This window comes from Alcanivorax sp. (assembly GCF_002726155.1).
In the GTDB taxonomy this organism is placed as follows: Bacteria; Pseudomonadota; Gammaproteobacteria; order Pseudomonadales; family Alcanivoracaceae; genus Alcanivorax.
The window spans coordinates 1-26,634 of record NZ_PBSH01000022.1 but is presented as its reverse complement, the minus strand read 5'-3'; the positions used below and the strand labels follow the sequence as shown (position 1 = coordinate 26,634).

Annotated in this window: 22 protein-coding genes, 2 tRNA genes and 1 pseudogene; 16 read left to right on the top strand and 9 right to left on the bottom strand. The window is 57.2% G+C overall.

Going from position 1 to position 26,634, the window contains the following annotated elements; translation table 11 throughout:
- The first annotated feature begins 25 nt into the window (after positions 1–25).
- From CL546_RS06715 to CL546_RS06680, 8 genes are all read left to right on the top strand, one after another.
- On the top strand, positions 26–1,816 hold the full coding sequence (locus CL546_RS06715) for a M61 family metallopeptidase (RefSeq protein ID WP_290493811.1): 1,791 nt from the start codon (positions 26–28) through the stop codon (positions 1,814–1,816).
- Between the two features lie 352 nt (positions 1,817–2,168).
- The gene (gene hrpA, locus CL546_RS06710; RefSeq protein ID WP_290493810.1) at positions 2,169–6,119 is read left to right on the top strand and encodes an ATP-dependent RNA helicase HrpA; all 3,951 of its coding nucleotides are present in this window, start codon (positions 2,169–2,171) and stop codon (positions 6,117–6,119) included.
- 192 nt (positions 6,120–6,311) lie between these two features.
- Positions 6,312–7,442, top strand: coding sequence for a beta-ketoacyl-ACP synthase III (locus tag CL546_RS06705; RefSeq protein ID WP_290493809.1), 1,131 nt, complete (start codon positions 6,312–6,314; stop codon positions 7,440–7,442).
- A 213-nt stretch (positions 7,443–7,655) separates the two neighbouring features.
- A complete protein-coding gene (locus CL546_RS06700; protein WP_290493808.1) occupies positions 7,656–7,952 on the top strand; it encodes an HvfA family oxazolone/thioamide-modified RiPP metallophore in 297 nt (98 codons plus the stop codon).
- 12 nt (positions 7,953–7,964) lie between these two features.
- A complete protein-coding gene (locus CL546_RS06695; RefSeq protein WP_290493807.1) occupies positions 7,965–8,876 on the top strand; it encodes an HvfB family MNIO-type RiPP peptide maturase in 912 nt (303 codons plus the stop codon).
- Complete coding sequence (locus tag CL546_RS06690) at positions 8,873–9,643, top strand: HvfC family RiPP maturation protein (protein ID WP_290493806.1); 771 nt, start codon at positions 8,873–8,875, stop codon at positions 9,641–9,643. Before CL546_RS06695 ends, CL546_RS06690 begins: the two co-directional genes overlap by 4 nt.
- Before the next feature lie 11 nt (positions 9,644–9,654).
- On the top strand, positions 9,655–10,323 hold the full coding sequence (locus tag CL546_RS06685; protein ID WP_290493805.1) for an HvfX family Cu-binding RiPP maturation protein: 669 nt from the start codon (positions 9,655–9,657) through the stop codon (positions 10,321–10,323).
- A 65-nt stretch (positions 10,324–10,388) separates the two neighbouring features.
- Entirely contained in the window at positions 10,389–11,192 is an 804-nt protein-coding gene (locus CL546_RS06680) for an MlaA family lipoprotein (protein WP_290493804.1), read from the top strand.
- Between the two features lie 132 nt (positions 11,193–11,324).
- Here CL546_RS06680 and CL546_RS06675 read toward each other — a convergent pair whose 3' ends face one another.
- The 3 genes from CL546_RS06675 to dusA form a co-directional block, all read right to left on the bottom strand.
- A complete protein-coding gene (locus CL546_RS06675; protein ID WP_290493803.1) occupies positions 11,325–11,762 on the bottom strand; it encodes a tellurite resistance TerB family protein in 438 nt (145 codons plus the stop codon).
- Positions 11,759–12,733 (bottom strand): transaldolase, encoded by a 975-nt coding sequence (locus CL546_RS06670; protein WP_290493802.1) that lies wholly within the window; start codon positions 12,731–12,733, stop codon positions 11,759–11,761. The genes CL546_RS06675 and CL546_RS06670 overlap by 4 nt, the downstream gene beginning before the upstream one ends.
- Before the next feature lie 207 nt (positions 12,734–12,940).
- The gene (gene dusA / locus CL546_RS06665) at positions 12,941–13,954 is read right to left on the bottom strand and encodes a tRNA dihydrouridine(20/20a) synthase DusA (RefSeq protein ID WP_290493801.1); all 1,014 of its coding nucleotides are present in this window, start codon (positions 13,952–13,954) and stop codon (positions 12,941–12,943) included.
- A 324-nt stretch (positions 13,955–14,278) separates the two neighbouring features.
- Between dusA and CL546_RS06660 the strand changes: the two genes are divergently transcribed.
- The 3 genes from CL546_RS06660 to CL546_RS06650 all read left to right on the top strand — a co-directional run bounded on the left by CL546_RS06660 (position 14,279) and on the right by CL546_RS06650 (position 17,205).
- Positions 14,279–15,760, top strand: coding sequence for a SulP family inorganic anion transporter (locus CL546_RS06660; RefSeq protein ID WP_290493800.1), 1,482 nt, complete (start codon positions 14,279–14,281; stop codon positions 15,758–15,760).
- A gap of 44 nt (positions 15,761–15,804) precedes the next feature.
- On the top strand, positions 15,805–16,644 hold the full coding sequence (locus CL546_RS06655) for a universal stress protein (protein ID WP_290493799.1): 840 nt from the start codon (positions 15,805–15,807) through the stop codon (positions 16,642–16,644).
- 135 nt (positions 16,645–16,779) lie between these two features.
- Positions 16,780–17,205, top strand: coding sequence for a hypothetical protein (locus CL546_RS06650; RefSeq protein WP_290493798.1), 426 nt, complete (start codon positions 16,780–16,782; stop codon positions 17,203–17,205).
- 44 nt (positions 17,206–17,249) lie between these two features.
- On the opposite strand, the gene CL546_RS06645 is transcribed toward CL546_RS06650, so the two are convergent.
- Complete coding sequence (locus tag CL546_RS06645) at positions 17,250–17,807, bottom strand: DUF4399 domain-containing protein (RefSeq protein WP_290493797.1); 558 nt, start codon at positions 17,805–17,807, stop codon at positions 17,250–17,252.
- Between the two features lie 177 nt (positions 17,808–17,984).
- Here CL546_RS06645 and gltX point away from each other — a divergent pair, with 177 nt between their 5' ends.
- The 3 genes from gltX (at position 17,985) to CL546_RS06630 (ending at position 19,883) form a co-directional block, all read left to right on the top strand.
- Positions 17,985–19,469, top strand: coding sequence for a glutamate--tRNA ligase (gene gltX, locus CL546_RS06640; RefSeq protein WP_290493796.1), 1,485 nt, complete (start codon positions 17,985–17,987; stop codon positions 19,467–19,469).
- 257 nt (positions 19,470–19,726) lie between these two features.
- A tRNA-Ala gene (locus CL546_RS06635) sits at positions 19,727–19,802 on the top strand.
- Between the two features lie 5 nt (positions 19,803–19,807).
- Positions 19,808–19,883: transfer RNA gene (locus tag CL546_RS06630), tRNA-Glu, on the top strand.
- 192 nt (positions 19,884–20,075) lie between these two features.
- Here CL546_RS06630 and CL546_RS06625 read toward each other — a convergent pair.
- Together CL546_RS06625 and CL546_RS06620 are read right to left on the bottom strand one after the other, a co-directional pair.
- Positions 20,076–20,783: an RES family NAD+ phosphorylase gene (locus CL546_RS06625; protein WP_290493795.1), complete on the bottom strand. Its 708-nt coding sequence runs from the start codon at positions 20,781–20,783 to the stop codon at positions 20,076–20,078.
- Entirely contained in the window at positions 20,774–21,181 is a 408-nt protein-coding gene (locus CL546_RS06620) for an MbcA/ParS/Xre antitoxin family protein (RefSeq protein WP_007149390.1), read from the bottom strand. Before CL546_RS06620 ends, CL546_RS06625 begins: the two co-directional genes overlap by 10 nt.
- A gap of 174 nt (positions 21,182–21,355) precedes the next feature.
- Between CL546_RS06620 and CL546_RS06615 the strand changes: the two genes are divergently transcribed.
- Positions 21,356–22,393, top strand: coding sequence for an amidohydrolase family protein (locus tag CL546_RS06615; RefSeq protein WP_290493794.1), 1,038 nt, complete (start codon positions 21,356–21,358; stop codon positions 22,391–22,393).
- A gap of 151 nt (positions 22,394–22,544) precedes the next feature.
- Here the strand turns inward: CL546_RS06615 and CL546_RS06610 are convergent, their stop codons facing one another.
- The 3 genes from CL546_RS06610 to gltA form a co-directional block, all read right to left on the bottom strand.
- On the bottom strand, positions 22,545–23,441 hold the full coding sequence (locus CL546_RS06610; protein ID WP_290493793.1) for an NAD(P)-dependent oxidoreductase: 897 nt from the start codon (positions 23,439–23,441) through the stop codon (positions 22,545–22,547).
- Positions 23,438–24,544 carry an SMP-30/gluconolactonase/LRE family protein gene (locus CL546_RS06605; RefSeq protein ID WP_290493792.1) on the bottom strand — a complete coding sequence of 369 codons (1,107 nt, stop codon included), beginning with the start codon at positions 24,542–24,544 and terminating at the stop codon, positions 23,438–23,440. Before CL546_RS06605 ends, CL546_RS06610 begins: the two co-directional genes overlap by 4 nt.
- A 271-nt stretch (positions 24,545–24,815) precedes the next feature.
- The gene (gltA, locus tag CL546_RS06600; protein WP_007150366.1) at positions 24,816–26,099 is read right to left on the bottom strand and encodes a citrate synthase; all 1,284 of its coding nucleotides are present in this window, start codon (positions 26,097–26,099) and stop codon (positions 24,816–24,818) included.
- A gap of 454 nt (positions 26,100–26,553) precedes the next feature.
- Here gltA and CL546_RS06595 point away from each other — a divergent pair.
- A pseudogene (locus tag CL546_RS06595) lies at positions 26,554–26,634 on the top strand (succinate dehydrogenase, cytochrome b556 subunit); the annotation flags it as partial.

Below are 26,634 nucleotides of genomic sequence, written 5' to 3'. Positions count from 1 at the left end.
AGCAACACACCTGTCAGGAGTAACCATGATCGAATACCGGATTCGCCCGCTGCGCCCTGAGGCGCACCTGTTTGAAGTGACCCTGACGGTGGCGGACCCGACCCCGGAGGGGCAGGCGTTCAGCTTGCCCGCCTGGATTCCTGGCAGTTATATGATTCGCGATTTTGCGCGCCATATTGTGCATGTGGAAGCCAGCAGCCATGGCGAAACCCTGCCTGTCGCCAAACGGGACAAGCAGACCTGGCAAGTGCCGCCCTGTGATGGTCCGGTACAACTGCGTTATCACGTTTATGCCTGGGATTTGTCCGTGCGTGGCGCGCACCTGGACACCACCCATGGTTATTTTAACGGCAGCTGCGTGTTCCTGGCCGCCATGGGCCATGAAGATCAGCCCTGCCACGTTGCCATAGAGGCCCCGCAAGGGCATGGCTACAACGGCTGGCAAGTGGCCACCGGGTTGAAAAGGGAGTCCGGCTCGGAGCTGGGTTTCGGTGTGTTCCAGGCGGAAAACTACGATGACCTGATCGATCACCCGGTGGAAATGGGGCCGTTTGAGTATGCGCAGTTCGAAGCCTGTGGTGTGCCGCACTGGGTGGTGTTGGCAGGGCGCCACAAAACCGACATGGCGCGACTGTGTCGTGATTTGAAACCGATTTGTGAACATCATATCCGCATGTTCGGCGAGCCAGCGCCCATGGATCGCTACGTCTTTATGACCCTGGTGACCGGTAACGGTTATGGCGGGCTGGAGCACCGTAATTCCACCAGCCTGATGTGCCCCCGCGATGATTTGCCGCGCCGTACCGATGAGCCGGGCAAAGTCCGCGACGGCTACCGCTCTTATCTGGGGCTGTGCAGCCATGAATATTTCCACACCTGGAACGTGAAGCGGATCAAACCGGCGGCGTTTACGCCTTTTGATTTATCACAAGAAGTGCATACCGAATTGCTGTGGGCGTTTGAAGGCATCACCAGTTATTACGACGACCTGTCCCTCGCGCGGACCGGGCTGATTGCGCCACAGAGTTATCTGGAGCTGCTGGGGCAGACGCTTACGCGGGTATACCGGGGGCAGGGTCGCCATAAACAAACGGTGACGGAATCCAGCTTTGATGCCTGGACCCGCTTCTACAAGCAGGATGAAAACGCCCCTAATGCCATTGTCAGCTACTACACCAAGGGATCACTGGTGGCTCTGGCGCTGGATTTGACCCTGCGCAACCTGACCGCAGAGAAAAAGACCCTGGATGATTTGATGCGGCTGTTGTGGCAGCGCTATGGCCAGACCGGTGTTGGCGTACCGGAGCAGGGCATTCAGCCACTGGCGGAAGAAATCGCCGGTTGCGACATGAGTGACTTCTTCAATCAGGCCTTGTACAGCACAGAGGATCTGCCGCTGGCGGAATTGCTGGCCGACCGGGGCGTGGAGCTGCACTGGCGTACTGCTGCCGGGCATGGCGATAACGGCGGCAGAGCGGGCAAGGATGGTATCCCTCATCTGGGCGCCAGATTGGTGCCGGATACCATGGGGGCGAAAATCGCGGTGGCGTTTGAGCAAGGGGCCGCCATGGCGGCGGGGCTATCCGCTGGTGATGTGATTATTGCCGTGGATGGCCTGCAGGCCACCACCAGCAATATTGATAATTTGCTGTCGGGTTTCCTGCCCGGAGAGGTCATGGAGATTCATGCTTTCCGGCGAGATGAGTTGATGCGGTTCAAGGTCAAAGTGGAAGCCACTGAAGCCAGCACCGCATTCCTGACTATCGCCAAAGGCGGGCTGACAGAAAAAGGCCGTGCGTGGTTGCACGCAAAATAGCGGCACGAAAATCCGATTGTTACCCGCAGGAGTGCCTTGAGAGGCTCTCCTGCCCAATGGCGCTGAAGGAGCCTCTGAAAAACTCCTTACGTGCTCAGCGTGACCTGAAGCGTGCAGCTGTTGTGTCTTGTCTCGACGGACAGGGTGGTTCCCTTTCCTAAAGGCAAGGCGCAGCAGATGTGCGCTTCAGGCCGCGCCTTTATGCCCGAACGGGTGCTTCGGGTCTTTCAGGCTGGCCCGCACTCGTTGTTGACCTTTTTCGATGGATCGACATACACCTTCAAAAGGGCGCCTAGATTGCGAACCAGCCTGAAAGACTGAGCATGCAAGGCGTTTTTTAGAGGCTCCTTTAATGACCGATACCCTGAAACCGCTTTACCAGCAGCTCGACAAAGTACGTCGGGCTGACCGTTTTCGTCTGAAGAAACGGGTTGATGGCCTGGCACGAACGCCGGCCGGGAAACGTAACCCTAAAGCTGTAGATAAAGTCGCCGAGGCCATGGTCGCCTCCATGGCCAACCGGGATAAACGCCTGGCAGCCGTGCCGGCGCTGGAGTGGCCGGATCTCCCGGTGGTGGCCAGCCGAGAGGATATCAAGCAGGCGATCAGCGACCACCAGGTGGTGGTAATCGCTGGTGAAACCGGCTCAGGAAAAACCACCCAGTTACCGAAAATCTGCCTGGAGTTGGGGCGGGGTATTGAAGGCACCATCGGCCATACCCAGCCTCGTCGGCTGGCGGCCAGAGCGGTGGCAACCCGGGTAGCGGAAGAGCTGCATAGCCCATTGGGCGCCACCGTGGGGTTCAAGGTGCGGTTCTCCGAGCAGGTCAGTGAACATTCGCTGATCAAGGTGCTCACCGATGGCATGCTGCTTAATGAGATTCAGCAGGACCGGTTTCTTAACCAGTACGACACCCTGATTATTGATGAGGCCCACGAGCGCAGCCTGAACATCGATTTTCTGCTTGGCTATCTCAAGCAACTGTTACCGCGCAGGCCTGATCTGAAAGTGATCATCACCTCGGCCACCATCGATCACCAACGGTTTGCCGAACATTTCGGTGGCGCCCCGGTGCTGGAAGTGTCCGGGCGTACTTTTCCGGTGGAGATGCGTTACCGGCCACCCGCAGACGGGCAGGAGCTGTCCCGGCAGGTGGAAGATATCCTGTTGGAAATTCAGCGTGATGAGCGTCGCGATGGCCTGCCCATGGCGCGAGACGTACTGGTATTTCTGGCTGGTGAACGTGATATCCGCGATGTGCACCACCATTTGAAACGCTGCGCGACTCATGGTTCCAGCCTGCGTGATACGGAAATCCTGCCGCTGTATGCACGTCTCAGCCAGGCCGAGCAGCACCGGATTTTTTCGTCGCACCGGGGGCGCCGCGTGGTGCTCAGTACCAACGTGGCAGAGACCTCACTCACGGTGCCCGGCATTCGCTATGTGATAGATGCCGGTACCGCGCGTATCAGCCGTTATAGCGTGCACTCCAAGGTGCAGCGTCTGCCGGTGGAGCCGGTGAGTCAGGCCAGTGCCAATCAGCGGGCCGGCCGTAGCGGCCGCGTGATGCCGGGTATCTGTTTCCGCCTGTTTGACGAAGACGATTTTCTCAACCGGCCGGCGTTCACCGATCCGGAAATCCAGCGCACCAACCTGGGCGCAGTGATCCTGCAGATGGCAGACCTGCGGTTAGGTAAAGTGGAGGATTTTCCTTTTATCGAACCACCGGATGGCCGACTGATTCGCGATGGTTATCGATTACTGGATGAGCTGGGCGCGCTGACAGAAAAACAGACGCTGACCGCACTGGGGCGGCAGCTGGCACGTTTCCCGCTGGACCCCACTCTGGGCCGAATGCTGGTCGCGGCGGCGGAAAAGAAAGTGTTGCGCGAGGCCTTGATCGTGGTGTCCGCACTGGCCGCCCAGGATCCTCGGGAACGCCCCCACGATAAGCAGCAACAAGCGGATCATGCCCACCAGCCTTTCACCGACAAGGAATCGGATTTTCTGTTCTTTGTGAAGTTGTGGCAGTGGGCGGATTCCCAACGCGAATCCTTGAGCCGCAATCAGTACGAGAAACTGCTCAAGAAAACCTTCCTGTCTCCCACGCGAATGCGCGAATGGCGCGACACTCATCGTCAACTATTATTGCTGAGTAAAGAGCAGGGCTGGAAACTGAATGCGCCAGTGGAATCCGGATTGCCGTTAAGAGAACCTGAGAAGGCAAAGAGCAAAAACGGCGATAACGCTCCTCCGTCCCCGCTCTACGCGCCGCTGCATCAGGCGTTGCTTACCGGGTTGTTGGCTAATGTCATGCAACGCACGGAAGAGGGCGAATGGTTGTCGACGCGAAACCGCAAGCCCCTGGTATGGCCGGGGTCGTCACTGTCAAAGACCAAGGTGCGCTGGTTGATGGCGGCAGAGCAGGTGGAAACCAGTCGGTTGTTTGCCCGGACCGTGGCAAAAACGGATCCGTTGTGGATCGAACAGGCGGCGGGGCACCTGCTCAAGCGCCAATACTTTGAGCCGCACTGGTCGAAAAAGCGCGGCTGCGCCATGGCAAAGGAACAGGTCAACCTGTTCGGCTTGATTCTGGCCAGCGGCAGGCCCGTGAACTATGGGGCCATTCATCCGGAAGAAGCCCGTGAGCTGATGATCCGTGAAGGTTTGGTCATGGGGCATCTGACCCGAGAGCCGCCGTTTGTGAAAACCAATCGCGAGCGTTTTGAAACACTGGAGGAGATGGAGCACAAACTGCGCCGTCGGGATATTTTGGTGGATGAAGAAGCGCGTGTGGCTTTCTACGATGCGCGCCTGCCCGGTGGCATTCACACTGTCGCCGGGCTGATGAACTGGTACAGCAAACAGGCCAGCGAGGAACAGAAAACCGCGTTGCTCATGGATGAGAGTTTCCTGCTTTCGCGAAGCCCTGATCTGGGCAGCGATCAGTTTCCCGATCAACTGAAACTCGATGGGCTGCGCCTGCCGCTGGAATACAGCTTTGATCCCACCGGGGAGCGCGATGGGGTTACCCTGATCGTGCCGTTGGCTGCGCTGAATCAGGTATCCGAGGCGCGACTGGACTGGCTGGTGCCCGGCTTGCTGCGTGAAAAGCTGGAAGCGTTGATTCGGGCCTTGCCCAAGGCCCGCCGTCGTCACTTTGTGCCGGTGCCGGATTATGTCAGCGCCCTGATGGAAACTCTGACGCCGGATGAGCCGTTGTTGCCGGCCATGACCCGGGAACTGCAACGCATGACCGGCCTGCGTGTTGAGCTTGAGGAGTGGCAGGCTGCCACCTTGCCGGACCATCTGCGCATGTTTATTCAGGTGGTGGACCGTGTTGATGGCAAACGCAAGGTGCTCGCCCAGGGGCGTAGCCTGGACGACGTAAAAGACCGGCTGGCCGGCGTCACCCGTGATCTTCCCAAACCCAGGGAGGCCACGCCGGCATTGCGTGGTCAGGAATGGCTGTTTGGTGATCTGCCGGAAACCGAGGATCAGGACCTGGGTGGCATGACCGTGCGCCGTTTCCCGGTGCTGGTGGATATTGGCAGCGAAGTAGAGCTGCAGTATCGGGACGATGAAGTCGAGGGTGCCTGGGCACACCGATGGGGCACGGCCCGCTTGTTGAGCTTCAAACTGTCGGTGCAGCTACGGGATCTGCGCAAGCAGGCTTCGCAAATGGCGGGTTTCCAGAAGCTGAAAACCGAGAAAGGCCCCATGGCCCGCAACGCGCTGGATCACGCCCTGCTGCGGTTATTGGCCGAGCATTTCCAGCTGGATAAGCCGGTGCGTAACGAGACGTCGTTTCGGGACCGACTCAATGCCCACCGTGGAGATTTTGTGCCCTGGGCACAGCAGCAATTGGCGACCCTGGGAAAACTGTTCGCACATTATCGGCAGCTGATGGGAACACTGGAGAAGAACTTTCCGCTGGCCTGGGCCCATGCCCATCGCGACCTGAAGCAGCAACTTGGGCAATTATTTCCCGATGATGTGTTGTTACAGGTGCCCTGGGCCTGGTTACAGGAATACCCCCGGCTACTGGGGGCGATTGATCATCGCCTGGATAAGCTGGGAGGGCAGATTGGCAAGGATCGCACTCTCAGTGCGGAGCTGGAGGCGTACAGCAAACAGCATGAAACCCGGGCTGCTGGCGCCCCGTTATGGAAGCAATCCGAGCCCTTGCAGCAGTTTTTCTGGATGCTGCAGGAATACCGGGTGAGTCTGTTTGCCCAGCAACTGGGCACCAAACTGCCGGTTTCAGCGAAACGACTGAATAAACAGTGGGAGCAATGCTGAAGGGCGAATATAGGCTTGCTTACGGCGCTCCAGGTACAGCACAAGACGTAAACGGGCCTCTGAACGACCGTAATAACCAACAAAATGGGCCCTGGTGCCTTTGCGCCGGGCCCACTGAATCCGGATAATCGACCCATTATCTAATTTGCTGTAGCAGGGCGGCTGGCCCTGCATTAGTGCGAGGACTCGCTTGTGAGCTATTCGGTTGTAATCAGTGGGACCGGCCTGTGGACTCCGGCCCAGACCATCACCAACGACGAACTGGTGGAATCATTCAATGAATACGTGGAGCGTTATAACGCCCGCAATGCACAAGCCATCGAAGCCGGCGAGCTGGAGGCCCTGGGCCCGTCCAACAGCGCTTTCATTGAAAAGGCGTCAGGCATTAAGCAGCGTTATGTGATTGATAAAACAGGGATTCTTGACCCTGATCGTCTCGCTCCCCGTATTGATGAGCGCACTGATGACGAGGTGTCCATCCAGGCTGAGATCGCCGTCAAGGCCGCCAAACAGGCACTGGACAACGCCGGCCTGACAGCCAATGACCTGGATGCCGTGTTGGTGGCCTGTTCCAATATGCAGCGTGCCTACCCGGCCATGGCAGTGGAAGTGCAAGCGGCCCTGGGGATGGACCACGGCTGGGGTTACGACATGAATGTGGCCTGTTCCAGTGCCACTTTCGGGATCCAGGCCGGCGTGGACGCGATCCGCAATGGCAGTGCCCGCCGGGTGCTGATGGTGAACCCGGAAATCTGCTCGGCACACCTGGCCTGGGAAGATCGTGACTGCCACTTCATTTTCGGTGACGTGGCCACGGCCGTGATTCTGGAGCGTAAGGAAGACGCCAATTCCAGCAATCAATGGGAGATTATGGGCACTCGCCTGCAAACCAAGTTTTCCAACAACATTCGTAATAACTTTGGCTTCCTGAACCGGGCTGATGAGCGTGGCGTGGGCGCCCGTGACAAGCTGTTTCGTCAAGAAGGACGAAAGGTTTTCAAGGAAGTCTGCCCCATGGTTGCCGAGCAGATCAGCTCGCACTTGGCCGATACCCAGGTGCCGGTCGACTCTGTCAGCCGCATGTGGCTGCACCAGGCCAACCTGAGCATGAACGAACTGATTTCCAAACGGGTACTGGGCCGTCCCGCCACCCGTGAGGAAGCTCCGGTTATTCTGGATGCATACGCCAACACCAGCTCAGCGGGCTCGATGATTGCGTTTCACAAATACAATGAAGATCTGCCCGTGGACACCAAGGGCGTTATCTGTTCCTTCGGTGCCGGTTATTCCATCGGCAGCGTTATTGTGAACCGCATCAAATAACCACTACTGCATTCACATGCTCTTCACGAGGCCGCATTTTGCGGCCTTTTTTCTTTTTTTGGCCTGTAGCCGTAACGTTTACCTCACGCCAGCATCTCTATATTGTCTGTGTCAGGTGCTCTTGATTTGAGCGGGTGCCTGAGCCGTTAAAACGGCTTCGGACATGACATTCAATAATGTACACCCTCAATAAAGTAAGTATGGAGACTTAACATGGCTAAGCTGACTAAATTGAACCCCCTCGCTGCTACCGTTGGTGCTGCTGTTGTCGCTTCTGCACTCTCTGCACCAGTGGCCCAGGCTGCTGAAAATCCGTTTGCTGCTGCAGACCTGAGCGCTGGCTACCAGTTGGCCTCAGATCACGCTGAAGGCAAGTGTGGTGAAGGCAAGTGCGGCGAAGACAAGAAAGCCGAAGGCAGCTGTGGTGAAAAAGGCGCCGAAGGTAAATGTGGTGAAGACAAGAAAGGCGAAGGCAAGTGTGGTGAAGGCAAATGCGGCGGTGACGCATAAGGACGCCTGATCATGAAAACTGAGACACCAGTGTCCGGAGTGGGCCTGGGTCTTCGGCGGGCCCTCATGGGCCCGCTTTCACAGGCCCATGATTCCGCGCCTGACAGTATCCCTTTTGATTTTATGGAAGTGGCGCCAGAGAACTGGATTCCCATGGGCGGCCGTCTGGGTAAAGAGTTTCGTGCCTTTACCGAGCGCTATCCCTTTGTGACTCACGGGCTGAGTTTGTCACTGGGTGGGCCAGAACCGCTGGATTTCGAATTACTGAAGTCGGTGAAGTCGTTTCTTAAAGAACACAACATTCGCCGCTATACGGAACACCTGAGTTATTGCAGTGACCACGGTCATCTCTATGATTTGATGCCGATTCCCTTTACGGAAGAGGCGGTGCATTACGTGGCGGATCGTATTCGCCAGGTGCAGGACTTTCTTGAACAACCGATCGGCATTGAACACGTTAGCTACTATGCTCGGTTGGGGAATGCCGCGCCCGGTGCAGAAATGTCAGAGATCGATTTCGTCAAAGCCGTATTGCAGGAGGCTGACTGCGAACTGCTACTGGATGTGAATAATGCCTATGTGAACGGTATTAATCACGGCTATGACCCCTACGACTTTATTTCCGCATTGCCTGGTGAACGCATTTGTTATTTGCACATCGCAGGCCATTTCGATGAAGCGGAAGATTTGAAAGTGGATACCCACGGCAGCGATGTGATCGACCCGGTGTGGGCATTACTGGACCATGCATATCAGACGTTTGGTGCACTTCCCACGTTGCTGGAACGGGACTTCAATATTCCGGATAACGACACCCTGTTTGCCGAGTTGCGCAAGATTGGCGGTTATCAGCAACACTATGCGAGCGCGACCATAAAGGCATCCGCACCTGGCTCGTCTTCCAGAAAGTCTGTGCTGTCATGAAAGCCCAGGATTTTCAGACGCTACAGCGGGAATTTGCTGCGCACTTGCGTAACCCGGATTCGTACCCTGCCCCCGACGGCATCGAAGAGCGGCGTCTGGATATTTATCGCAATCTGTTTTTCAACAATGTGAACGGTTTTTTGCGCCAGGGATTTCCTGTGCTGCACAGCCTTCTGGACAGTGCGCGTTGGCAAAGACTGGCCAGGGCATTCTTTGAAAAACATGCCAGTCAAACCCCTTATTTTCTGGAAATTCCCCGGGAATTTGTCAGCTTTCTGGCCAGTGGCCAGGGCAGTGAGCCCGGCGACCCGGTTTTTATGCTGGAGTTGGCGCATTACGAGTGGATGGAGCTGGTGCTGGATGCCTCCACAGAAACCTTCCCGGAAACCGGGTTTCATCCGGATGGAGATCTACTCCGAGCGATTCCCCAGCTTAGCCCTCTGCATGAGATATTGAGCTACCACTTTCCTGTGCACAAAATTTGTAGCGAATTTCAGCCCCAGGAAGCGCTTGAGCAACCGGTCTGGTTACTGGTTTATCGCGGCCGGGATGATGGCGTGCGCTTTATGGAAATCAACGCGCCGACTGCCAGATTGCTGCAGTTGATTGGCGAACACCCAACGGAGACGGGGAAAGCAGTGGTGGGGCGCCTGGCTGAGGAAATGCAGTTTGCGGACGTGGCGGCGCTGGAAACTTTTTCTCGCGATATTCTGCAACAAATGCGTGAGCGGGACATCCTTATAGGAACCTCACTGAGTCGCCTGTAAGGAACCTGACGATGACCACGCTACTGTCTTTGTTTCACCGCATTCATGCGGCGTTGAATCACACCCGTATTGCCGATTTCCTTGCGCCTCTGGCGCTTCGTTTATTTCTGGTTCCGGTGATGTTCAGCGCTGGATATAACAAGGCCATGAGCTTTGAGAGTACGGTGTCCTGGTTTGGCAACAGTGAATGGGGGCTGGGTTTGCCTTTTCCGGCGTTACTGGCCTTTCTCGCGACGGCCACCGAGCTGGTTGGCGGTATCTTGCTGCTACTGGGCCTTTTCACCCGTTATATCAGCATCCCGTTGATGTTCACCATGCTGGTCGCCATTGGCTCCGTACATTGGGAGAACGGCTGGTTTGCCATCGCACCAGGCAATCCGGCGACCAGCATGGCTGCGCCCCTGGCCGAGGTCGGGTTTCCGGGGGCCGTGGAAAGTTTGCAGAACAGTGAGGCTGTGGGCGAGCGCTTGGGCCGGGCGCGGGCCATTCTGCGCGAGCACGGACAGTACGACTGGCTTACCGGTAAAGGCAATTTTGTGGTGTTGAATAATGGCATTGAATTTGCCGTTACTTACCTGGTTATGCTGTTGGTGTTGTTCTTCTCCGGGGCCGGCCGTTTTGTCAGCCTGGACTACTGGATTGCCCGTCGTTGCTGGGCTCGCGCCAGATCGAATGTGTAAAACCTGTGCGGGTTGGGTAACGGTTTGCCGGAGGCACTGTTCGTAGGGGGTGGGGCGTCGCTATAATGCGGCGTCCATTACTGTCCGGGGTGTCCGTGCGTTATCTATTGCTGAGCTTGCTGTTATGTCTGCCATTCGCCGTTCAGGCGGAAGAAGACTGGGGGGATGCGTCCACGGCATTTGATTCCCCGGGCGGCAAACCCAAGTACGAAGACCCCTGGGAAGATATCAACCGCAAGATCTTTGCTTTCAACGAAGCACTGGATAAATACGGCCTGAAGCCCGTTGCCAAGGGGTACGACAAGGTCACGCCACAGTGGATGAACGACACCATCACCCGTTTTTATGAAAACCTGCGTGATTTTCGCAGCGGGCTGAACAGTGTCCTGCAGTGGCGCTGGGGGCATGTGGGCCAGAATTGGGGCCGGTTTGCGGTCAATACCACGCTAGGCATTGGTGGCTTGTTTGATGTGGCCAGCAAGGTGGATCTGGAGAAGCGCAATACCGATTTGGGCCTGACGTTTGCCCGCTGGGGAATTCCTGAAGGTCCTTACATGGTGTTGCCATTCTGGGGGCCGTCTACGGGCCGGGATGCTGCGGCTATCCTGCCGGAAGACTACATGCGCCTGCGTCACTATATCCCCCACGACCTGACCCGCCACAGTTTCACGGCGGTGTATGTGGTCGACTTGCGGGCTGACTTGCTGGATCTGGAACGCAATATCGTTGGCGACCGCTATACCTTCCTGCGCAATGCCTACCTGCAACGCCGCCGTTTTGAAAGCGGTGACCGGCCGTCGTTGCGCTTCCCCGAGATTGAAGCCCGCGATTCGGAACTCAATGACGAGTACGAAGACGAGGGGTGGTGAAGAGAGTTGACAGTTGATAGTGGACAGCTATGCGCTCAGGGTTTTCTGTTTGCCAATTTTATGAGACCGCGCTCCTAGCAAGGGCGCGGTCTCTTAGGTTTAAAGTAAAGACGAACTCCAGCTCGCGAGCTGTCAATTTTCAATGGCTTTTAGTTTGGCGCGGATGTAGTCCCCGTGCGAGACGTAGAGCAGGTCGCTGACGCGGCGGATCAAATGTTCTTCGTGCACGTCTGCCTTGCCGTCGGCCGCCGCCATGGCCCACATCTCATCAATTAGCGTGACGCGCTGCTCCGGGCCCCAGTGCTCGCGTAACGGCAGGGTAAATTCAAACAGGTCGGTGGCTTGATCTACCCGGTTTTCCAGTTCGGATACGATATCCTGCATTTCTTCGGCATCTAGCTGCCAGCGCTGATTGACGGCAGCGATCAGGCGCTGAGTTTCTGCCTGATCGACAGTGCCATCGGTACGGGCCACTTCAAACAGCAGGGCTGCGGCCGCGCGGTGCAGATCGTGTTCGGAATATTGCGGTGTCTCGCTTTCAGGGCGAAACAGTCGGTTCAGCCAATTCAAATGACCCCCTCGTCTATCAGTAAGGTTTCCAGTGCTTGCTGGTCCTTGGCAAAGCGACGGATACCATCGGCCAGCAAGTCGCTGGCCATGGCATCATCGTTGAGCTGCCAACGGAATGCGGCTTCGTTCACCGGTGTCCAGTCGTCTTGCGGGGCCACCAGTTCAGGGTCCAGTACCCGGGTAAGACCGCCGTTATCGCCAGCCAGTTCCTCAAGCAGTGCCGGGCTGAGGGTGAGCTTGTCACAGCCGGCCAGCGCTTCGATTTGGCCGGCGTTGCGGAAGCTGGCCCCCATGACGATGGTGTCCAGACCGCGGGCCTTGAAGGTGGCGAAGATGTCGCGCACGGAGACCACGCCGGGGTCTTGTTCCGGGGTTTCGATGGTCATGCCATTCTTGCGGTGCCAGTCGAAAATGCGGCCTACAAAGGGGGAGATCAGTGTGGCGCCGGCTTCGGCGGCGGCCAGCGCCTGAGCCTGATTGAACACCAGCGTCACATTACAGCGAATGCCTTCTTCTTCCAGAATCTCCACGGCGCGGATGCCTTCCCAGCTGGCTGCTACCTTGATCAGGATGCGGCTTGGATCTACGTCCAGTTCCCGGTAGATCGCCATCAATCGGCGGCCTTTTTCCACGGTGGCGCGGGTGTCAAAAGACAGGCGGGCATCGACCTCGCTGGATACCAGACCAGGCACACGCTCCAGGATGGCCTGTCCGGCCAGGCAGGCATAGGTATCGGTGAGCCAGTCCATTTCGCCTTCATGGCCCAGAGTACGACACAGGTCTGCCGCTTGCTGGAGCAGATCGCGGTAACGCGAGTCTCGGGCAGCTGCCAGTAGCAATGATGGGTTGGTGGTGGCGTCTTCCGGTTCCAGCTGGGCGATCATGTCCAGGTCACCGGTATCGGCAACCAGGGAGGTCCACTGGGCGAGCTGTTCGCGTTTGTTCACGGTATCCGTTCCTTTTGATGTCATGGCGGAGGACAGTGTAGAGGCCAACGATGACAGGGGGTTTTCTGTGCCGTAGGAGCGCTGTTTGACTTCCCGAGCTGCGAGGAGCGAGTTACGAGTTGCGAAAACCCGTACCCGTTTTATGCCTTTCGAAACTCGCTTCTCGTCACTCGAAACTGTTTTATTCGCGCCTCAAGCGCCGCTCTTACGGAGATATAAGATACCAACAGGCTAAGGCAGTTGCGCCAAGGCGTCCATGAGCACTTGCGGGGTGGTTTCTGGTTTGTGCATGTTTTCGCTCAGGTGGCGACGGAAGCGTCGGGCGCCGGGTTGCCCCTGAAACAGGTTAAGGATATGCCGCAGTGAGTGCTTGGGGGCGTGGCCGAGAGCATAACGCCGCTCCACATAGGGAAGGAACTGCTCGGCGATGGTACGGCGGCTGGCGATAGGGTGGTCGTCGGCAAACACGACCCGGTCTGCTTCGGCCAGGAAATAGGGGTTCTGGTAGGCCTCGCGACCGATCATTACACCGTCCACTTCGCCCATGTGCTGGTGCACCTCATCCAGCGTTTTAACGCCGCCGTTGAGGATGACTTCGATGTGGGGGAAGGCCTGCTTGATGGCATAGGCGCGTTGGTAGATCAGCGGTGGGATATCCCGGTTTTCCTTGGGGGAGAGGCCGGAAAGAATCGCCTTGCGGGCATGGATCGTCAGGCTGGTACAGCCGGCGGCTTCCATGCGACCCACAAACCGGTACAGGAAATCATAGTCATCCTGGTCATCAATGCCGATGCGTGTCTTCACCGTAACAGGCACGCTGACAGCTGCCTGCATGGCCTCTACACAACGCGCGACCAGTTCCGGCTCGGCCATCAGGATGGCGCCGATCTTGCCCTGTTGTACCCGGTCGGATGGGCAGCCCACGTTCAGATTAATTTCGTCATAGCCGTAGTCGCCGGCGATGCGTGCCGCTTCGGCCAATCGCTGCGGGTCGCTGCCACCCAACTGCAGGGCCACCGGGTGTTCCTCGTCGTTGAAGCTCAAGAAACGGTCACGGTCGCCGTGCAGGATAGCCTGGGCCACCACCATTTCGGTGTACAGCAGCGTATGGCGGGTAATCAGCCGGGCCAGAAACCGGTAGTCCCGTGTAGTCCAGTCCATCATCGGGGCAACGCTCAGACGGCGGTCCAGTGTACGGACTGTGGTGTGGGCGGTGGGGTCGGTCATTAACACGGTATCAGGCATATGATTGGAGGCCTTCGCGACGGCCGCGGTGGCGGTAACACAGGGGGCGATTATCGCATGTTGTGCCGATCGGGCGTAGTGGTGAGGGGCTGCTGACGTAATGAGCCAGGCGGGGCTGCCTGTAATTGCCGGGGGTGTTCTGCTAGAATCCGCGCCTTTCCTCACTACACCGGGTGTTCACCATGACCCAAACACGGCTGAGTCCGCCCTAGCGCCCTCCCTACATGGCTTTGCCGTGCGGTGCCGGTTGGTGCCGTTCCCCGTATTCTATTGCTGCCGCTGCGCAGCCTTTGCTTGTTATTTCCAAACACAGGATTGAAATCCATGCTTCGAACGATTCAGCAGGACTGGTTCAGTAACGTCCGTGGAGACTTGCTGGCAGGGGCCGTTGTGGCGCTTGCGTTGATACCGGAGGCGATTGCCTTCTCCATCATTGCCGGCGTGGACCCGAAAGTAGGTCTGTATGCCTCTTTCTGTATTGCCGTGGTGACGGCCTTCTTTGGCGGGCGCCCGGGGATGATTTCTGCGGCCACTGGCGCCATGGCGTTGGTGATGGTGACTCTGGTGGCCGACCATGGCTTGCAATACCTGCTGGCGGCCACGGTGCTCACTGGCGCTCTGCAGATCATCGCGGGGTTCCTCAAACTCGGTAACCTGATGCGATTTGTGTCGCGTTCTGTGGTCACCGGGTTTGTGAATGCGTTGGCTATTCTCATTTTTATGGCGCAGTTGCCGGAGTTGGTGGACGTGACCTGGCATGTTTACGCCATGGTGGCGGCAGGCCTGGGGATTATCTATCTGCTGCCTCTGCTGACCACGGCGGTGCCGTCGCCGCTGGTCTGCATCGTGGTGATTACCGGTGTAGCGATGTATCTGGGGCTTGATGTCCCCACGGTGGGAGATAAAGGTGAGCTGCCGGACAGTCTGCCGATCTTTTTGCTGCCGGACATTCCCCTGAATTTGGAAACCCTGAAAATCATCCTGCCGTATTCCTTGGCCCTGGCCGTGGTTGGCCTGCTGGAATCGATGATGACGGCTACCATCGTTGATGACCTGACCGACACCGACAGCAACAAGAACCGCGAATGCAAAGGCCAGGGCGTGGCCAATATCGCGTCGGGTTTTCTGGGTGGCATGGCCGGTTGCGCCATGATTGGCCAGTCGGTTATCAACGTGAAGTCCGGTGGGCGCAAGCGGTTGTCGACCCTGTTTGCCGGCTGTTTCCTGTTGGTGTTGGTGGTGTTCCTGGGCAAGTGGGTTTCCCAGATCCCCATGGGCGCGCTGGTGGCGGTGATGATCATGGTCTCCATTGGCACGTTCAGCTGGGAATCCATCACCAATATGGCGAAACACCCGGCCAGCAGTACCGTGGTCATGCTCGCCACGGTGACTGCCACCGTGGCGACTCACAATCTGGCGATTGGTGTGGGAATCGGTGTGGTATTGAGTGCCTTGTTCTATGCCAACAAGGTGGGGCGCATCTTCTACGTGAGAGCGACCGAAAGCGCTGAAGGCGGTCACCGGGTTTACGACGTAGTGGGGCAGGTATTCTTTACCTCCTCCGACCAGTTCATCGCCTCGTTTGACTTCAAGGAGGCCATCGATAAAGTCACTATTGATGTGCATCGTGCCCACTTTTGGGATATCACCGCTATTGGTGCTCTGGACAAGGTCGTGATCAAGTTCCGCCGTGAAGGCACTGAAGTGGATATCGTCGGCCTCAACGAAGCCAGTGCTACGCTGGTGGACAAATTCGGTGTTCACGACAAGCCTGCTGCTGTTGAAAAAATGATGGGTGGCCATTAAACGTCGCAAACAAGTGCCGCATTAAGCGTCAAAGGAGAACAACAATGACTAACGTCATCGCCTGTATAGACGGTTCTAACGCCGCCTCGACCGTTTGTGACTATGCTGCCTGGGCGTCACAGCGCTTGAGCGCGCCGCTGACCTTGTTGCATGTGCTGGATCATTCGCGCTACCCGGTCAGTGCCGATTTCAGTGGTAATCTGGCGCTGGGTGGCCGCGAGCACTTGATGGAAGAACTGGCCGATCTGGATGCCAAGCGTAACCGCCTGGCACTGGAGCAAGGCAAGATGATGCTGGAAGCGGCAGGTCAGCGTGCCAGCGAAGCCGGCATTAGCGAGCCGCAACAGCGTCAACGTCACGGTGATCTGGTGGATACGCTTGCCGAACTGGAAGAAGAGATGCGTTTGCTGGTGATCGGCAAGCAAGGCGAAGAGCACGAGGGTATTGGCGCTCAGGTGGGAGACAATGTGGAGCGTGTTATCCGCGCTCTGCATTGTCCAATCCTGGTGACGGTGGGTGCGTTTCAGGCACCGAAAACCATCATGCTCGCATTCGACGGCAGCGCTACCTCACGCAAGGGCGTGAGCATGCTGGCTGACAGCCCGCTGTTCCAGGGGCTGGATTGTCATCTGGTGACGGTTGGCAATAACCATGAAGGGCTGGATGAGGCGGCTCGGCAGCTCGAACAATCCGGGCATAACGTGCAAACGGCCACGCTTGAGGGTGAGGTGGAGCCTGCCTTGCACCAGTACCAGCAGAGCCACAACGTGGATCTGGTGGTGATGGGGGCCTATGGCCACTCCCGCATCCGCGAATTCTTTGTCGGCAGCACCACTAACAAGATGATTCGGGAAGCGAAGGTGCCGCACCTGCTGTTACGTTAAGGAAATGGCAGCGGCTGATGAGGCTTGTGCAGGATAGTGGATTCCGTTATTGAATTGCTCTGATTATTTGTCACTCAGATAGCGCCTTCGATAAATGAATGCAAAAATATTAAAAATACAAAAACAGGGGGAAGCATGGTCCGAATTATTTCACTTCTTGTTGGCGCTACGCTGCTGGTGCCTGTCGCCTCTCTTGCCTGTGGCGGTGGTTCTGTGATGTCGGCAACGAAATCCGATGGCACCAAAGTGGGTTTGATTATCTCAAACCAGCAGATACATGCTTCCCCATCATGGAATCCTGAAATGGGGGAGCCTCCTTTGCCTGTCTCGGAGGCGTACAGGCTGGTGAAGGAGTGGTCAAAATCCCAGTACAGCCGCTATGACGCGGTGGACGTAAGGGAAATTGCCCTCACAGAGCATGGGTGCTCCCTGGCCGAAGATGTTTGGTATTACCGAGTGGATCTTTTGCCTGTTTTCGACGGTAATAGAGTTTGGGGTGGGGGAAATTTTGCTGCTGTGTTGATGGATGGAACTGTGATTGGGCCAACCGAACTGGATTGATTAATGAAAGGGCCTCAATCGAGGCCCTTTTTTGTGCTGGGTAGTTATTCCACCGTGATGGTGATTTTCTCGGACATGACCGGTGGCTCATGGGGAACATGGCGGTAATCGCCCAGCAGTAGCTGCAGGGTGTGGGTGCCCGGTTCCAGTTCCAGCTCGGTTTCAGTCTGGCCTTTGCCGAAATGCACCAACTGGTCGCTGGCAGGTAGCGGCATGCCCATGTCGGGCAGGGTATCGAGATCGATCAGCAGGTGGTGGTGGCCACTGTTGTCTTGCTCGTTGCCGGCCGGAGCCACGTCCATGCCTTCCAGACCAAAGACAACTTTTACCGGGCTACTGACGGTGGCGCCATTGGCCGGGCTGACGATTTCAGCGGCGGCGCCTTCCGGAGCGGGGCTGCGGGTAATGCCGGTGGCAGCCGGTTTTTCAGCGCTGTCATCGGTGTTCATGTGATTACTGTGATCGGTGGCGGCAGGGGCGTCTACAGCTGGAGCCGCTGCTTCTTTGGTAGCATCTTCGCTGCTGTTGTCAGAGCAGGCCTGTAACAGGCCGGTGCTGGCAATCACAGCGACGAGGAGGGAACGTTGAAACGGAATACGCATGGTCTTTTCCTTGAGCAGTTGAATCCAATGAAGACCTGCTGCCAGGCGAAACAGGGCAACAGAGTGAACCGGAGTCATGAAGTCGTCATAACCATAGCAGAAACCCCGGGCTTGGTGTCTACATGGTGGCAGCTTTGACAGGTATAATCCGCGCCAGTTTGCATTATTGGAGTCAGCATGACTGTTCGTACTCGCGTCGCCCCGTCGCCCACCGGTGATCCCCACGTCGGCACGGCTTATATTGCCTTGTTCAATCGTTGCTTTGCGCAGCAGCATGGTGGCCAGTTTATTCTGCGTATCGAAGATACGGATCAGAGCCGTTCCACAGATCAGTCCGAACAGATGATCCTGGATTCTCTGAAATGGCTGGGTCTGACCTGGGATGAAGGCCCGGACGTGGGCGGGCCGCATGGGCCGTACCGCCAGAGCGAACGCAAGGGTATGTACCGCCAGTACGCGGAAGAGTTGATCGAAAAGGGCCATGCGTTCAAGTGCTACCGCACCAGTGAAGAGCTTGATGCACTACGGGCCGGACTCAAGGAAAGCGGCGAAAACCGCGCGTTGAAACCGCAGGACCTGGAATTGTCCGCTGACGATCAGGTAAAACGGGAAGCTGAAGGGGTGCCGTATGTGATTCGCATGCGTGTACCGGTGGACGGCCGCTGTGAAATTCAGGACATGCTGCGCGGTACGGTCGAGCTGGACTGGGCGCTGGTCGATGCGCAGATCCTGCTGAAATCCGATGGCATGCCAACTTACCACCTGGCGAATATCGTGGACGATCACCTGATGGAGATCACCCATGTAATTCGTGGTGAGGAATGGCTTAATTCTGCGCCCAAGCACAAGTTGCTTTATGAATATTTTGGCTGGGATATGCCGGCGCTGTGTCACATGCCGCTACTGCGTAACCCGGATAAATCCAAACTGAGCAAGCGCAAGAACCCCACCAGTATCTTGTTCTACCAGCGTATGGGCTACCTGCCTGAGGCGCTGGTTAATTACCTGGGGCGCATGGGGTGGTCCATGCCGGATGAGAGCGAGAAATTTTCGCTGCTGCAGATGCAGGACGCGTTCGATATTCAGCGTGTTTCCCTGGGCGGGCCGGTGTTCGATGTGGAGAAGCTCAGCTGGCTGAACGGCCAATGGTTGCGGGATCAGAGTGATGAGCAATTCCTGGATTCGCTACTTGGCTGGGCCTACAACCGCGACTACGCAATGAAAATCATCCCGCACCTTCGTCAGCGGGTGGAGACTTTGTCGGAAGTGGCCGACAAGGCAGCGTTCTGCTTTAACGGTATGCCGGCGATCAACGAAGCCAGTTTCGGGCATAAGCAGTACGGCACCGATGACATCAAGGTGTGGTTGCAGTATCTGCTCTGGACCTATGAAGCGCGCAACGACTGGAACCGTGACGGCTTGTTCGCCGACGCCAAAGCCATCGCCGATGCCCTGGAAGTGAAGATCAAGGATTTCCTGTTCCCGGTCTTCATCGCCATTGCCGGCACCAGTGCCAGTTTCTCGGTGGTGGACTCCATGGAGATCATCGGTTCTGACATCAGCCGTGCCCGCATCCGCCACGCCATTGAGGTATTGGGTGGGGTATCCAAGAAGCAGATGAAGAAACTGGAGAAGGCCTACCGGGATCTGCCGGTGGGTTGAGAGACGTCTTGACGAAGGGCGAGTTGCGAGGAGCGAGTTTCGAAGGGCAAAGCAGCAAGCCCGTGCCAGACTATAGGTTTTCGCAACTCGAAACTTGTCACTCGCTACTGCTTTTGCCCAGTTTTTCAGCAACTTGCTCAGGATGTAGTCAAATCGACTTCATTCTGAAAAAAACCGCTGGCTGGCGCTTGACAGGGTAGGGGTGGCCGGTAGAATACGCCGCACCAACCGGGATGCACCTGATCCCACTGGTATTTGGGGCTATAGCTCAGCTGGGAGAGCGCAACACTGGCAGTGTTGAGGTCAGCGGTTCGATCCCGCTTAGCTCCACCAAACACGTCCCCTTCGTCTAGTGGCCCAGGACACCGCCCTTTCACGGCGGTAACAGGGGTTCGACTCCCCTAGGGGACGCCAAATAGAAAAGCCTCACTCGAAAGAGTGGGGCTTTTTTATGGCCGCTCTGCGGCCGCCACACGTCTTGGGCAACATGCATCACGCTACAGGCCCGTTCTGTGCGTTTCCTTTCTCCGTAACAGCCAGCATTCCTTGAGTCCTGTTATTTGCCAGTAAGGTGTGTGCACTGTTGCGCCTTGAGCTTGATGGCGGTCAGTTTAATCGGCGAATGGTCAGGGTGTGGGCGATTTTTTCGCCGTCCCAGATGTATTCGTAGTGAGCGCTGGGGGTAATGCTGGCGATAAGTTGCGGGGTCAGCAGGGCGTAGCAATGGCTGCCGGCAGCCCGCACCGATTCGTAATGAATGCCGCTGTGCTGTTGGTCCCTTAGTTGCTGGCCCAGCAGGTGGGCTGCGCTGTAATCATTGGGCGCATGCCAGTCTGGGTGGTCGCTGGCAGGAGTGATATCGATGAGTGTCGCGGTGAAATTGACCTTCAGGCCGCGCATGACGATGCGGTCATATTTGAGGCCATCCACCTGCTGGAAGTAGCGTTGCTGGTGATAGCGGGTTTCGGCAATGGCCGTTGCCATGCGGTCAGCACAATAGAAGACGCCGTAATGGCCTGCAGAGAAGCGCGAGCCGGCCGGGTTCACATGCACGAAAGGGCCCAGCGCATAGTTGCAACCGGGTATGCCCCAGGGGCGTTGATCGGGCGGTACCCGGTTTAACTCGCCAACATCGTTCTGCAGGCGCGGATTGGTGAGAGCCTGCACGGCAAACAGCGCATCGAAATCAGCCTGGTCCGCCACATCATCGAAGATGGCGATGGGGGGATATTTGCCATTGACCAGTCTATAGGCGGTTTGCCCATGTAGCGCGGTGCGTGGCAAGGCGTTGGTATCCGCTTCACTCAGCCCCATTGGCCGCCCCGCAGGCTGTCGAGCTGGCGGTGTACTTCATAGAGGCTGGCGACCCGGCCGTTGCCCATAATGCTCATTGGCGTCGCGCCATTGAAAAAGGCGTTATGGTTGGCCATGCGCACAAAGCCGTACACGTTCTCCTTGTTGCCGAACAGAGTGCGTAGCGCCTGGTGGATATTCAGCAGATAGCTGAGCCGTTCCAGCAGATCCTGGTTTACCCGCGCGCTGTCTGGCTGGCTCTGGTATTTGTGCAGGGTGGAGCGGCCTACACCGAGTAGTGCCATTTTCTCCTTTTCACTGCATTGCCAGTGTTCCAGCAGTTTCAGTACAGCACGCAAGGCCGCATGGCGGGCGCCATCGTCCAGAGCTTGTGGGGTATAGGCTGTTGCCGGTTCCATGTTTTGCCTCCTGTTAGCGTCAATAATGATCCATATTTAAGTTATTGTCTATTTTGAGACATTCGGGCAAGAAAATGTCATATCCATGAACAACCTGCGGTGTCTGTAGTCACTGTATTGCGGTCATTGGATGACCCGAGTGCCGGGTTGGCGAACATTTGCTGGAGAGGCTGGATGGGAAACAGGGTTAAGGTGTTGGGTAGTGGAGTGTTGCTGTTGGTTGCGCTGTCGGCTGGCTGTGCCAATGCTGGAGATGTTACGAGCCGGCAATGGACTGATGCGCATCTGCACTATGTGGATTTCATGCAGGACAGCGAGGGCGCCCAGGCGATGATCGCGGCCATGGATGAGGCGGGTGTGGAGCGAGCCTGGGTGTTTGGTCTGCCGGTGATGAAAAAATGGCAGGCGGAGGCGCCACGCCGCCCCCGCTATTATCTGGGTGATGAGGCGCCGCTGTACTACTACAGCGCCACGGATGACATTGTTGCCCAGGCGGTGTTGTCGTTGCCGAAGCAGCAGCAGGCGCGGTTGCAACCGTTTATCAGTGGTTTCAATCCCACGGACATGCACGCAGCGGAACAGGTAGAGCACCTTATTGAGCGCTACCCGGGCCTGTGGCAAGGGGTGGGGGAAATTCTCACCCGCCATGATCAGCTTACTGCACTGACTGAAGGAGAGACTCCCCGGGCCAACCACCCGGCACTGATGAAGGTGTATGCGATGGCGGGGCGCTATGATCTTCCCGTGTTGCTGCACAGCAACCTGACCTCCCTTCGCGAAGAGACACCGATCTATCTGGGAGAGCTGGAAGAGGCGCTTAGTGAGCACCCGGAAACCCGTTTTTTGCTGGCCCATGCAGGCACCAGTGGTGGTGTGGAAGAGCGACAGGCGCCACTGGGGACCTTGCCGCCTATCCTGCGGGCATTACTGAGCCGTTATGAGAATTTATATATTGATCTGTCGTGGAGCGTGAAGGACCACTACCTGATTGATGACGGCGTGCCCAGCGAGGAGTGGCTGGCTCTTATCCGTGAATTCCCGGACCGCTTTACCCTGGGAACCGACCTGGTGGGGCATTTCGACAGCATGGAGAGGGTGCTTGGCGAGTATGAGCCGTTGCTGGAAGCGTTGCCCAAAAAAGTGGCAGAGCAGCTTTCACACGGGAACGCGGACGCGCTTGTGCCCAAAAAAGGGGCGACAATGTTGCCTTAGAGTGAGGTTCGCCCTGGGTCTTGGCTTGTATGGGGGAAGTGTGTTTTTGGGCATTCCGGCAAACGCCAGTATCGCTAATAGCGATGTGGCGTTTGGCGTCAGGCATTCAGCATTTGGGCAGGGGCGTTGGCCCTCCCAGGCTTGTTGTTATTCAGTTTTCCTTGTCAGAGTCAGGCGTTTTCTGCAGCCGGCGTAACAGCGAGGATGTATCCCAGCGGCCCCCGCCCATGGTCTGAATATCCCGGTAAAAGTCGTTTATCTGCTCAGTGATGGGCAGTGGCGTTCCGTTCCGGGCGGCTTCGTTCAGGCAGATATCCAGGTCCTTGCGCATCCAGTCCACGGCGAAGCCGTGCTCATACTGGTCGTCGATCATGGTTTGGTGCCGGTTCACCATTTGCCAGGAACCGGCGGCGCCCTGGCTGATGGTGTCGAAGACTTTGCTGGCATCCAGGCCGGCGTTCAGGGCAAAGGCGACGCCTTCAGATAACGCTTCCACCAGGCCGGCCACGCAGATCTGGTTAACCATCTTGGTCAGCTGGCCACTGCCTGCCGGCCCCATCAGGTTGGTGGCTTTGGCGTAATGCTGAAGGGTGGGCAGTACGCGCTGATAGATAGCTTCTTCACCCCCGCACATGATTGACAGTTGGCCGTTTTCAGCGCCTTGTTGCCCGCCGGAGACCGGGGCATCCACAAAATGATTGCCCTGCTTCCGACAGGCGGTATCCAGCTCACGGGCCATTTCTGCGCTGGCGGTGGTGTGATCGATCAGAATCGCGTCCTTGGCAAGGCCTTGCAGGACGCCGTCTTCGCCGAGCGTCACCTGGCGTAGGTCATCGTCGTTACCGACACAGACAAAAACCAGATCAGCCCCCTGAGCGGCTTCAGCGGGTGTCGCGGCATGGCTGCCGGGGTAGTCCCTGATCCACTGCTGTGCCCGCTGACCGGTGCGGTTGTACACCGTCATGGTAATACCCGCTTCGGCCAGGTGGCCGGCCATGGGGTAGCCCATGGTGCCGAGTCCGATAAAGGCGGCGTTCAGAGTGCTCATTTGTCGTTGGCTCCGTCATTACTGCCAGTGGCGGAGCTGTTATCGCCCAGGGGGTAAGCGGCAAAGCGCGGTTCGGTAAGGCTGCCCAGGTAGAGGGTGTTGCCATGCTGTTCGGCGCTGGTGATCGGGGCGAAGGCGCTGTCGCTGTTGTCTTGCAGGTTGTGAGTGACCTGTCCTTGCTCGTTGAGGCCGAGCACAAAGCCGTGATGCACCGGTTGCGGCTGCAGAAAGCTGGGCATGCGAAAGGCGACTTTGCGCAGCAGGGGTTTGTCGGAAAGGCTGTCGAGCATGGCATTACGGGGGCTGAACAGGGCGAGCCAAAAAGTACCGTCGCCGTTGGCCGAGATGCCATCCGGGATGCCGGGCAGGTTATCCATGAAGATATCGTGGCTGCCGGCCTTGTCGCCTTTGAGCCAGTAGCGAACGATGCGGTAGTTGCCCGTTTCGGTGACCAGCACGAAGTCTTCATTCTGCGACAGGGCGATACCATTGGCGAACTGCAGGCCATCCAGCAGGACTTCGGCTTGGCCGGTGCCTGGGTCGTAACGCAACAGCCGGCCGTGGCCGCCGTGCTCCATGATGTCGTCGCGGGCATGCATGGCCGGGCCAAATTTGCTGGAGGCATCGGAGAAATAGGCGATGCCGTTGCTGTCCACATCCACGTCATCGGTGAAACCGTAGGCCTGTCCGTTAGCGCTGTCGCTCAGGGTTGTGATGGCGCCGGCCGCGTTGATGCTCAAAAGCCCCTTGTAACCATCGGCAACGATCAGGTTGCCGGAGGGCGCGAAATCCAGGCCCAGTGGCCGGCCTTCGGTGTTGGCGATCAGATCCGGGTTCTTGCCGTCGGGATCAAAACGAACAATGCGGCCATCTACATAGCCCACGTACAGGTAGCCTTCGTCATCAATGGCCACATCTTCCGGGCCAACGCCTTCATCCTTGCCGAGTATGTGGCTTTCACTGAGTGTCCTGTTGGTGGCGTAGGCGCCTTCAAGGGCAGGGGCTGTGGGGGCCTGCCAGGCGACGGGCTCGATGCTGACCGGCCAGAATAACAGGTAGGCGGCAATGGCGATGATGATGAGAAGCGCGAGAATTTTTTTCATTGTCATGTCTGCGTTGGCTAGCGAGACGATGATGCTTGCATGCACGGCGCAACCACGCAAATGCAGGGTGGTAATAACGCCCAATCAGCAGAGTGAAACTGTTGTTGTAGGGTGAGTGCCGGGTGAGCGAGCGGCGACTTTTAAGCAGCGAAAGTCGAAACCATGAGAGGTATCGGGGTTCATGACTGGCAGCACTTAATTCGCGGCGGTTTTTTGCAGACACAAAAAAACCGCCCGAAGGCGGCTTTTTTGTCAGGCGATAACGAGGCGCTTATTTGCGCTCGTTGACCGGAACGAATGAACGTTCGGCTTCGCCGGTGTACAGCTGGCGCGGACGGCCAATCTTGTACGGGTTGGAGATCATTTCGTTCCAGTGTGCAATCCAGCCTACGGTGCGTGACAGAGCAAAGATTACGGTGAACATGGAGGTCGGGATCCCGATGGCTTTCAGGATGATGCCGGAGTAGAAATCCACGTTCGGGAACAACTTCTTCTCTTTGAAGTAGGGGTCGTTCAGTGCGATTTCTTCCAGCTTCATGGCCAGTTCCAGCTGCGGATCGTTTACACCCAGTTCGGCCAGAACGTCGTGACACGACTCGCGCATTACGGTGGCACGTGGATCGTAGTTCTTGTAGACGCGATGGCCAAAGCCCATCAGCTTGAACGGGTCGTTCTTGTCCTTGGCCTTGGCGATGTAAGCGTCGATGTTATCGATGTGACCGATTTCATCGAGCATGTTCAGCACGGCTTCGTTGGCACCACCGTGTGCCGGGCCCCACAGGGCAGAGATGCCAGCAGCAATACAGGCGAACGGGTTGGCACCGGAGGAGCCCGCCAGACGCACGGTAGAGGTGGAGGCGTTTTGTTCGTGGTCCGCATGCAGGATGAAGATGCGATCCATGGCCTTGGCCAGAGTCGGGCTGATCTTGGACTCTTCACAGGGGTTGCCGAACATCATGTGCAGGAAGTTTTCTGCGTAACCCAGGTCGTTGCGCGGGTACATGAAGGGCTGGCCCAGCGCGTACTTGTAGCACATGGCCGCGATGGTGGGCATCTTGGCGATCAGGCGGTACGCGGTGATTTCACGATGCTCAGGATTATTGATGTCCAGTGAGTCGTGGTAGAAGGCGGACAGGGCGCCAACGACACCACACATGATGGCCATCGGGTGGGCATCGCGGCGGAAACCGTTGAAGAAGTTGCGGATCTGTTCGTGCACCATGGTGTGGTTCTTCACGGTGCTGATGAACTGATCACGTTGCTCTGCGGTCGGCAGTTCGCCGTACAGCAGGGTGTAACACACTTCCAGATAGTCGGACTGACCTGCCAGCTCCTCGATGGAGTAGCCGCGGTGCAGAAGTTTACCCACTTCACCATCGATAAAGGTGATCTTGGATTCACAGGAAGCGGTAGAGGTGAAGCCTGGGTCGAAAGTAAAGACGCCGTTAGCTACCAGTTTGGACACGTCGATAACGTCGCGGCCCAGAGTCGGGGTGTAGATCGGCAGGTCCAGGTCCTGACCCTCTACCTTGAGAGTGGCTTTCTTCTCGGTCATGGGAATCTCTCCATTGGCGGACGAGGGAACGTTCCTCAAGGTAAGGAAGGTCCTCCAAAGCGCGGGGGAAGGTAAAGTTTTGACACCCCTTTGTCAACGCGCAGCCGAGAACCAGCGAGTCAGACTTTTGTAGGGTAAACAGCTTGTTACGGTAGAATGACGATTTTGCCTCAGCATGGTGCAACACAAATTCACTGCGTTCACATCAGGTGCATCATTGTAAATCAAGGCGTTAGCCGGTAAGTGGGTAATAATTGTCGGTCGGAGCGTTTGTTTTGCGTAAGTGGCGGCGATATACTGCCGCCCGGCAGAAACCTCCTGCTGGGGGTTTCACACGGGCCCACCCCGGCCCGGGCAGAGTTATTGAGATCAGGCTTCACGTTTTGATCTCAATAACTCTGCCAAGTTCCCGACAACCGCCTCTTAACTGAGGCCTGGCTATAAGTAGGCTACCGTGAACGATAAGCGACCCGTTAACCTCGATCTGAGCACGATCAAGTTCCCGGTCACGGCTATAGCATCTATCACCCACCGT

Bases quoted from the DNA above. Each gene is read 5' to 3' on its own strand.
- CL546_RS06650 (WP_290493798.1), top strand. From the start codon at position 16,780: ATGGTCCGAATTATTTCACTTCTTGTTGGCGCTACGCTGCTGGTGCCT.
- CL546_RS06715 (WP_290493811.1), top strand. From the start codon at position 26: ATGATCGAATACCGGATTCGCCCGCTGCGCCCTGAGGCGCACCTGTTT.
- CL546_RS06605 (WP_290493792.1), bottom strand. From the start codon at position 24,544: ATGAAAAAAATTCTCGCGCTTCTCATCATCATCGCCATTGCCGCCTAC.
- CL546_RS06645 (WP_290493797.1), bottom strand. From the start codon at position 17,807: ATGCGTATTCCGTTTCAACGTTCCCTCCTCGTCGCTGTGATTGCCAGC.
- CL546_RS06690 (WP_290493806.1), top strand. From the start codon at position 8,873: ATGAAAGCCCAGGATTTTCAGACGCTACAGCGGGAATTTGCTGCGCAC.
- CL546_RS06620 (WP_007149390.1), bottom strand. From the start codon at position 21,181: ATGGAACCGGCAACAGCCTATACCCCACAAGCTCTGGACGATGGCGCC.
- CL546_RS06615 (WP_290493794.1), top strand. From the start codon at position 21,356: ATGGGAAACAGGGTTAAGGTGTTGGGTAGTGGAGTGTTGCTGTTGGTT.
- CL546_RS06625 (WP_290493795.1), bottom strand. From the start codon at position 20,783: ATGGGGCTGAGTGAAGCGGATACCAACGCCTTGCCACGCACCGCGCTA.
- CL546_RS06610 (WP_290493793.1), bottom strand. From the start codon at position 23,441: ATGAGCACTCTGAACGCCGCCTTTATCGGACTCGGCACCATGGGCTAC.
- CL546_RS06660 (WP_290493800.1), top strand. From the start codon at position 14,279: ATGCTTCGAACGATTCAGCAGGACTGGTTCAGTAACGTCCGTGGAGAC.
- hrpA (WP_290493810.1), top strand. From the start codon at position 2,169: ATGACCGATACCCTGAAACCGCTTTACCAGCAGCTCGACAAAGTACGT.
- gltX (WP_290493796.1), top strand. From the start codon at position 17,985: ATGACTGTTCGTACTCGCGTCGCCCCGTCGCCCACCGGTGATCCCCAC.
- CL546_RS06700 (WP_290493808.1), top strand. From the start codon at position 7,656: ATGGCTAAGCTGACTAAATTGAACCCCCTCGCTGCTACCGTTGGTGCT.
- CL546_RS06685 (WP_290493805.1), top strand. From the start codon at position 9,655: ATGACCACGCTACTGTCTTTGTTTCACCGCATTCATGCGGCGTTGAAT.
- CL546_RS06670 (WP_290493802.1), bottom strand. From the start codon at position 12,733: ATGACATCAAAAGGAACGGATACCGTGAACAAACGCGAACAGCTCGCC.
- CL546_RS06680 (WP_290493804.1), top strand. From the start codon at position 10,389: ATGCGGCGTCCATTACTGTCCGGGGTGTCCGTGCGTTATCTATTGCTG.
- gltA (WP_007150366.1), bottom strand. From the start codon at position 26,099: ATGACCGAGAAGAAAGCCACTCTCAAGGTAGAGGGTCAGGACCTGGAC.
- CL546_RS06695 (WP_290493807.1), top strand. From the start codon at position 7,965: ATGAAAACTGAGACACCAGTGTCCGGAGTGGGCCTGGGTCTTCGGCGG.
- CL546_RS06655 (WP_290493799.1), top strand. From the start codon at position 15,805: ATGACTAACGTCATCGCCTGTATAGACGGTTCTAACGCCGCCTCGACC.
- dusA (WP_290493801.1), bottom strand. From the start codon at position 13,954: ATGCCTGATACCGTGTTAATGACCGACCCCACCGCCCACACCACAGTC.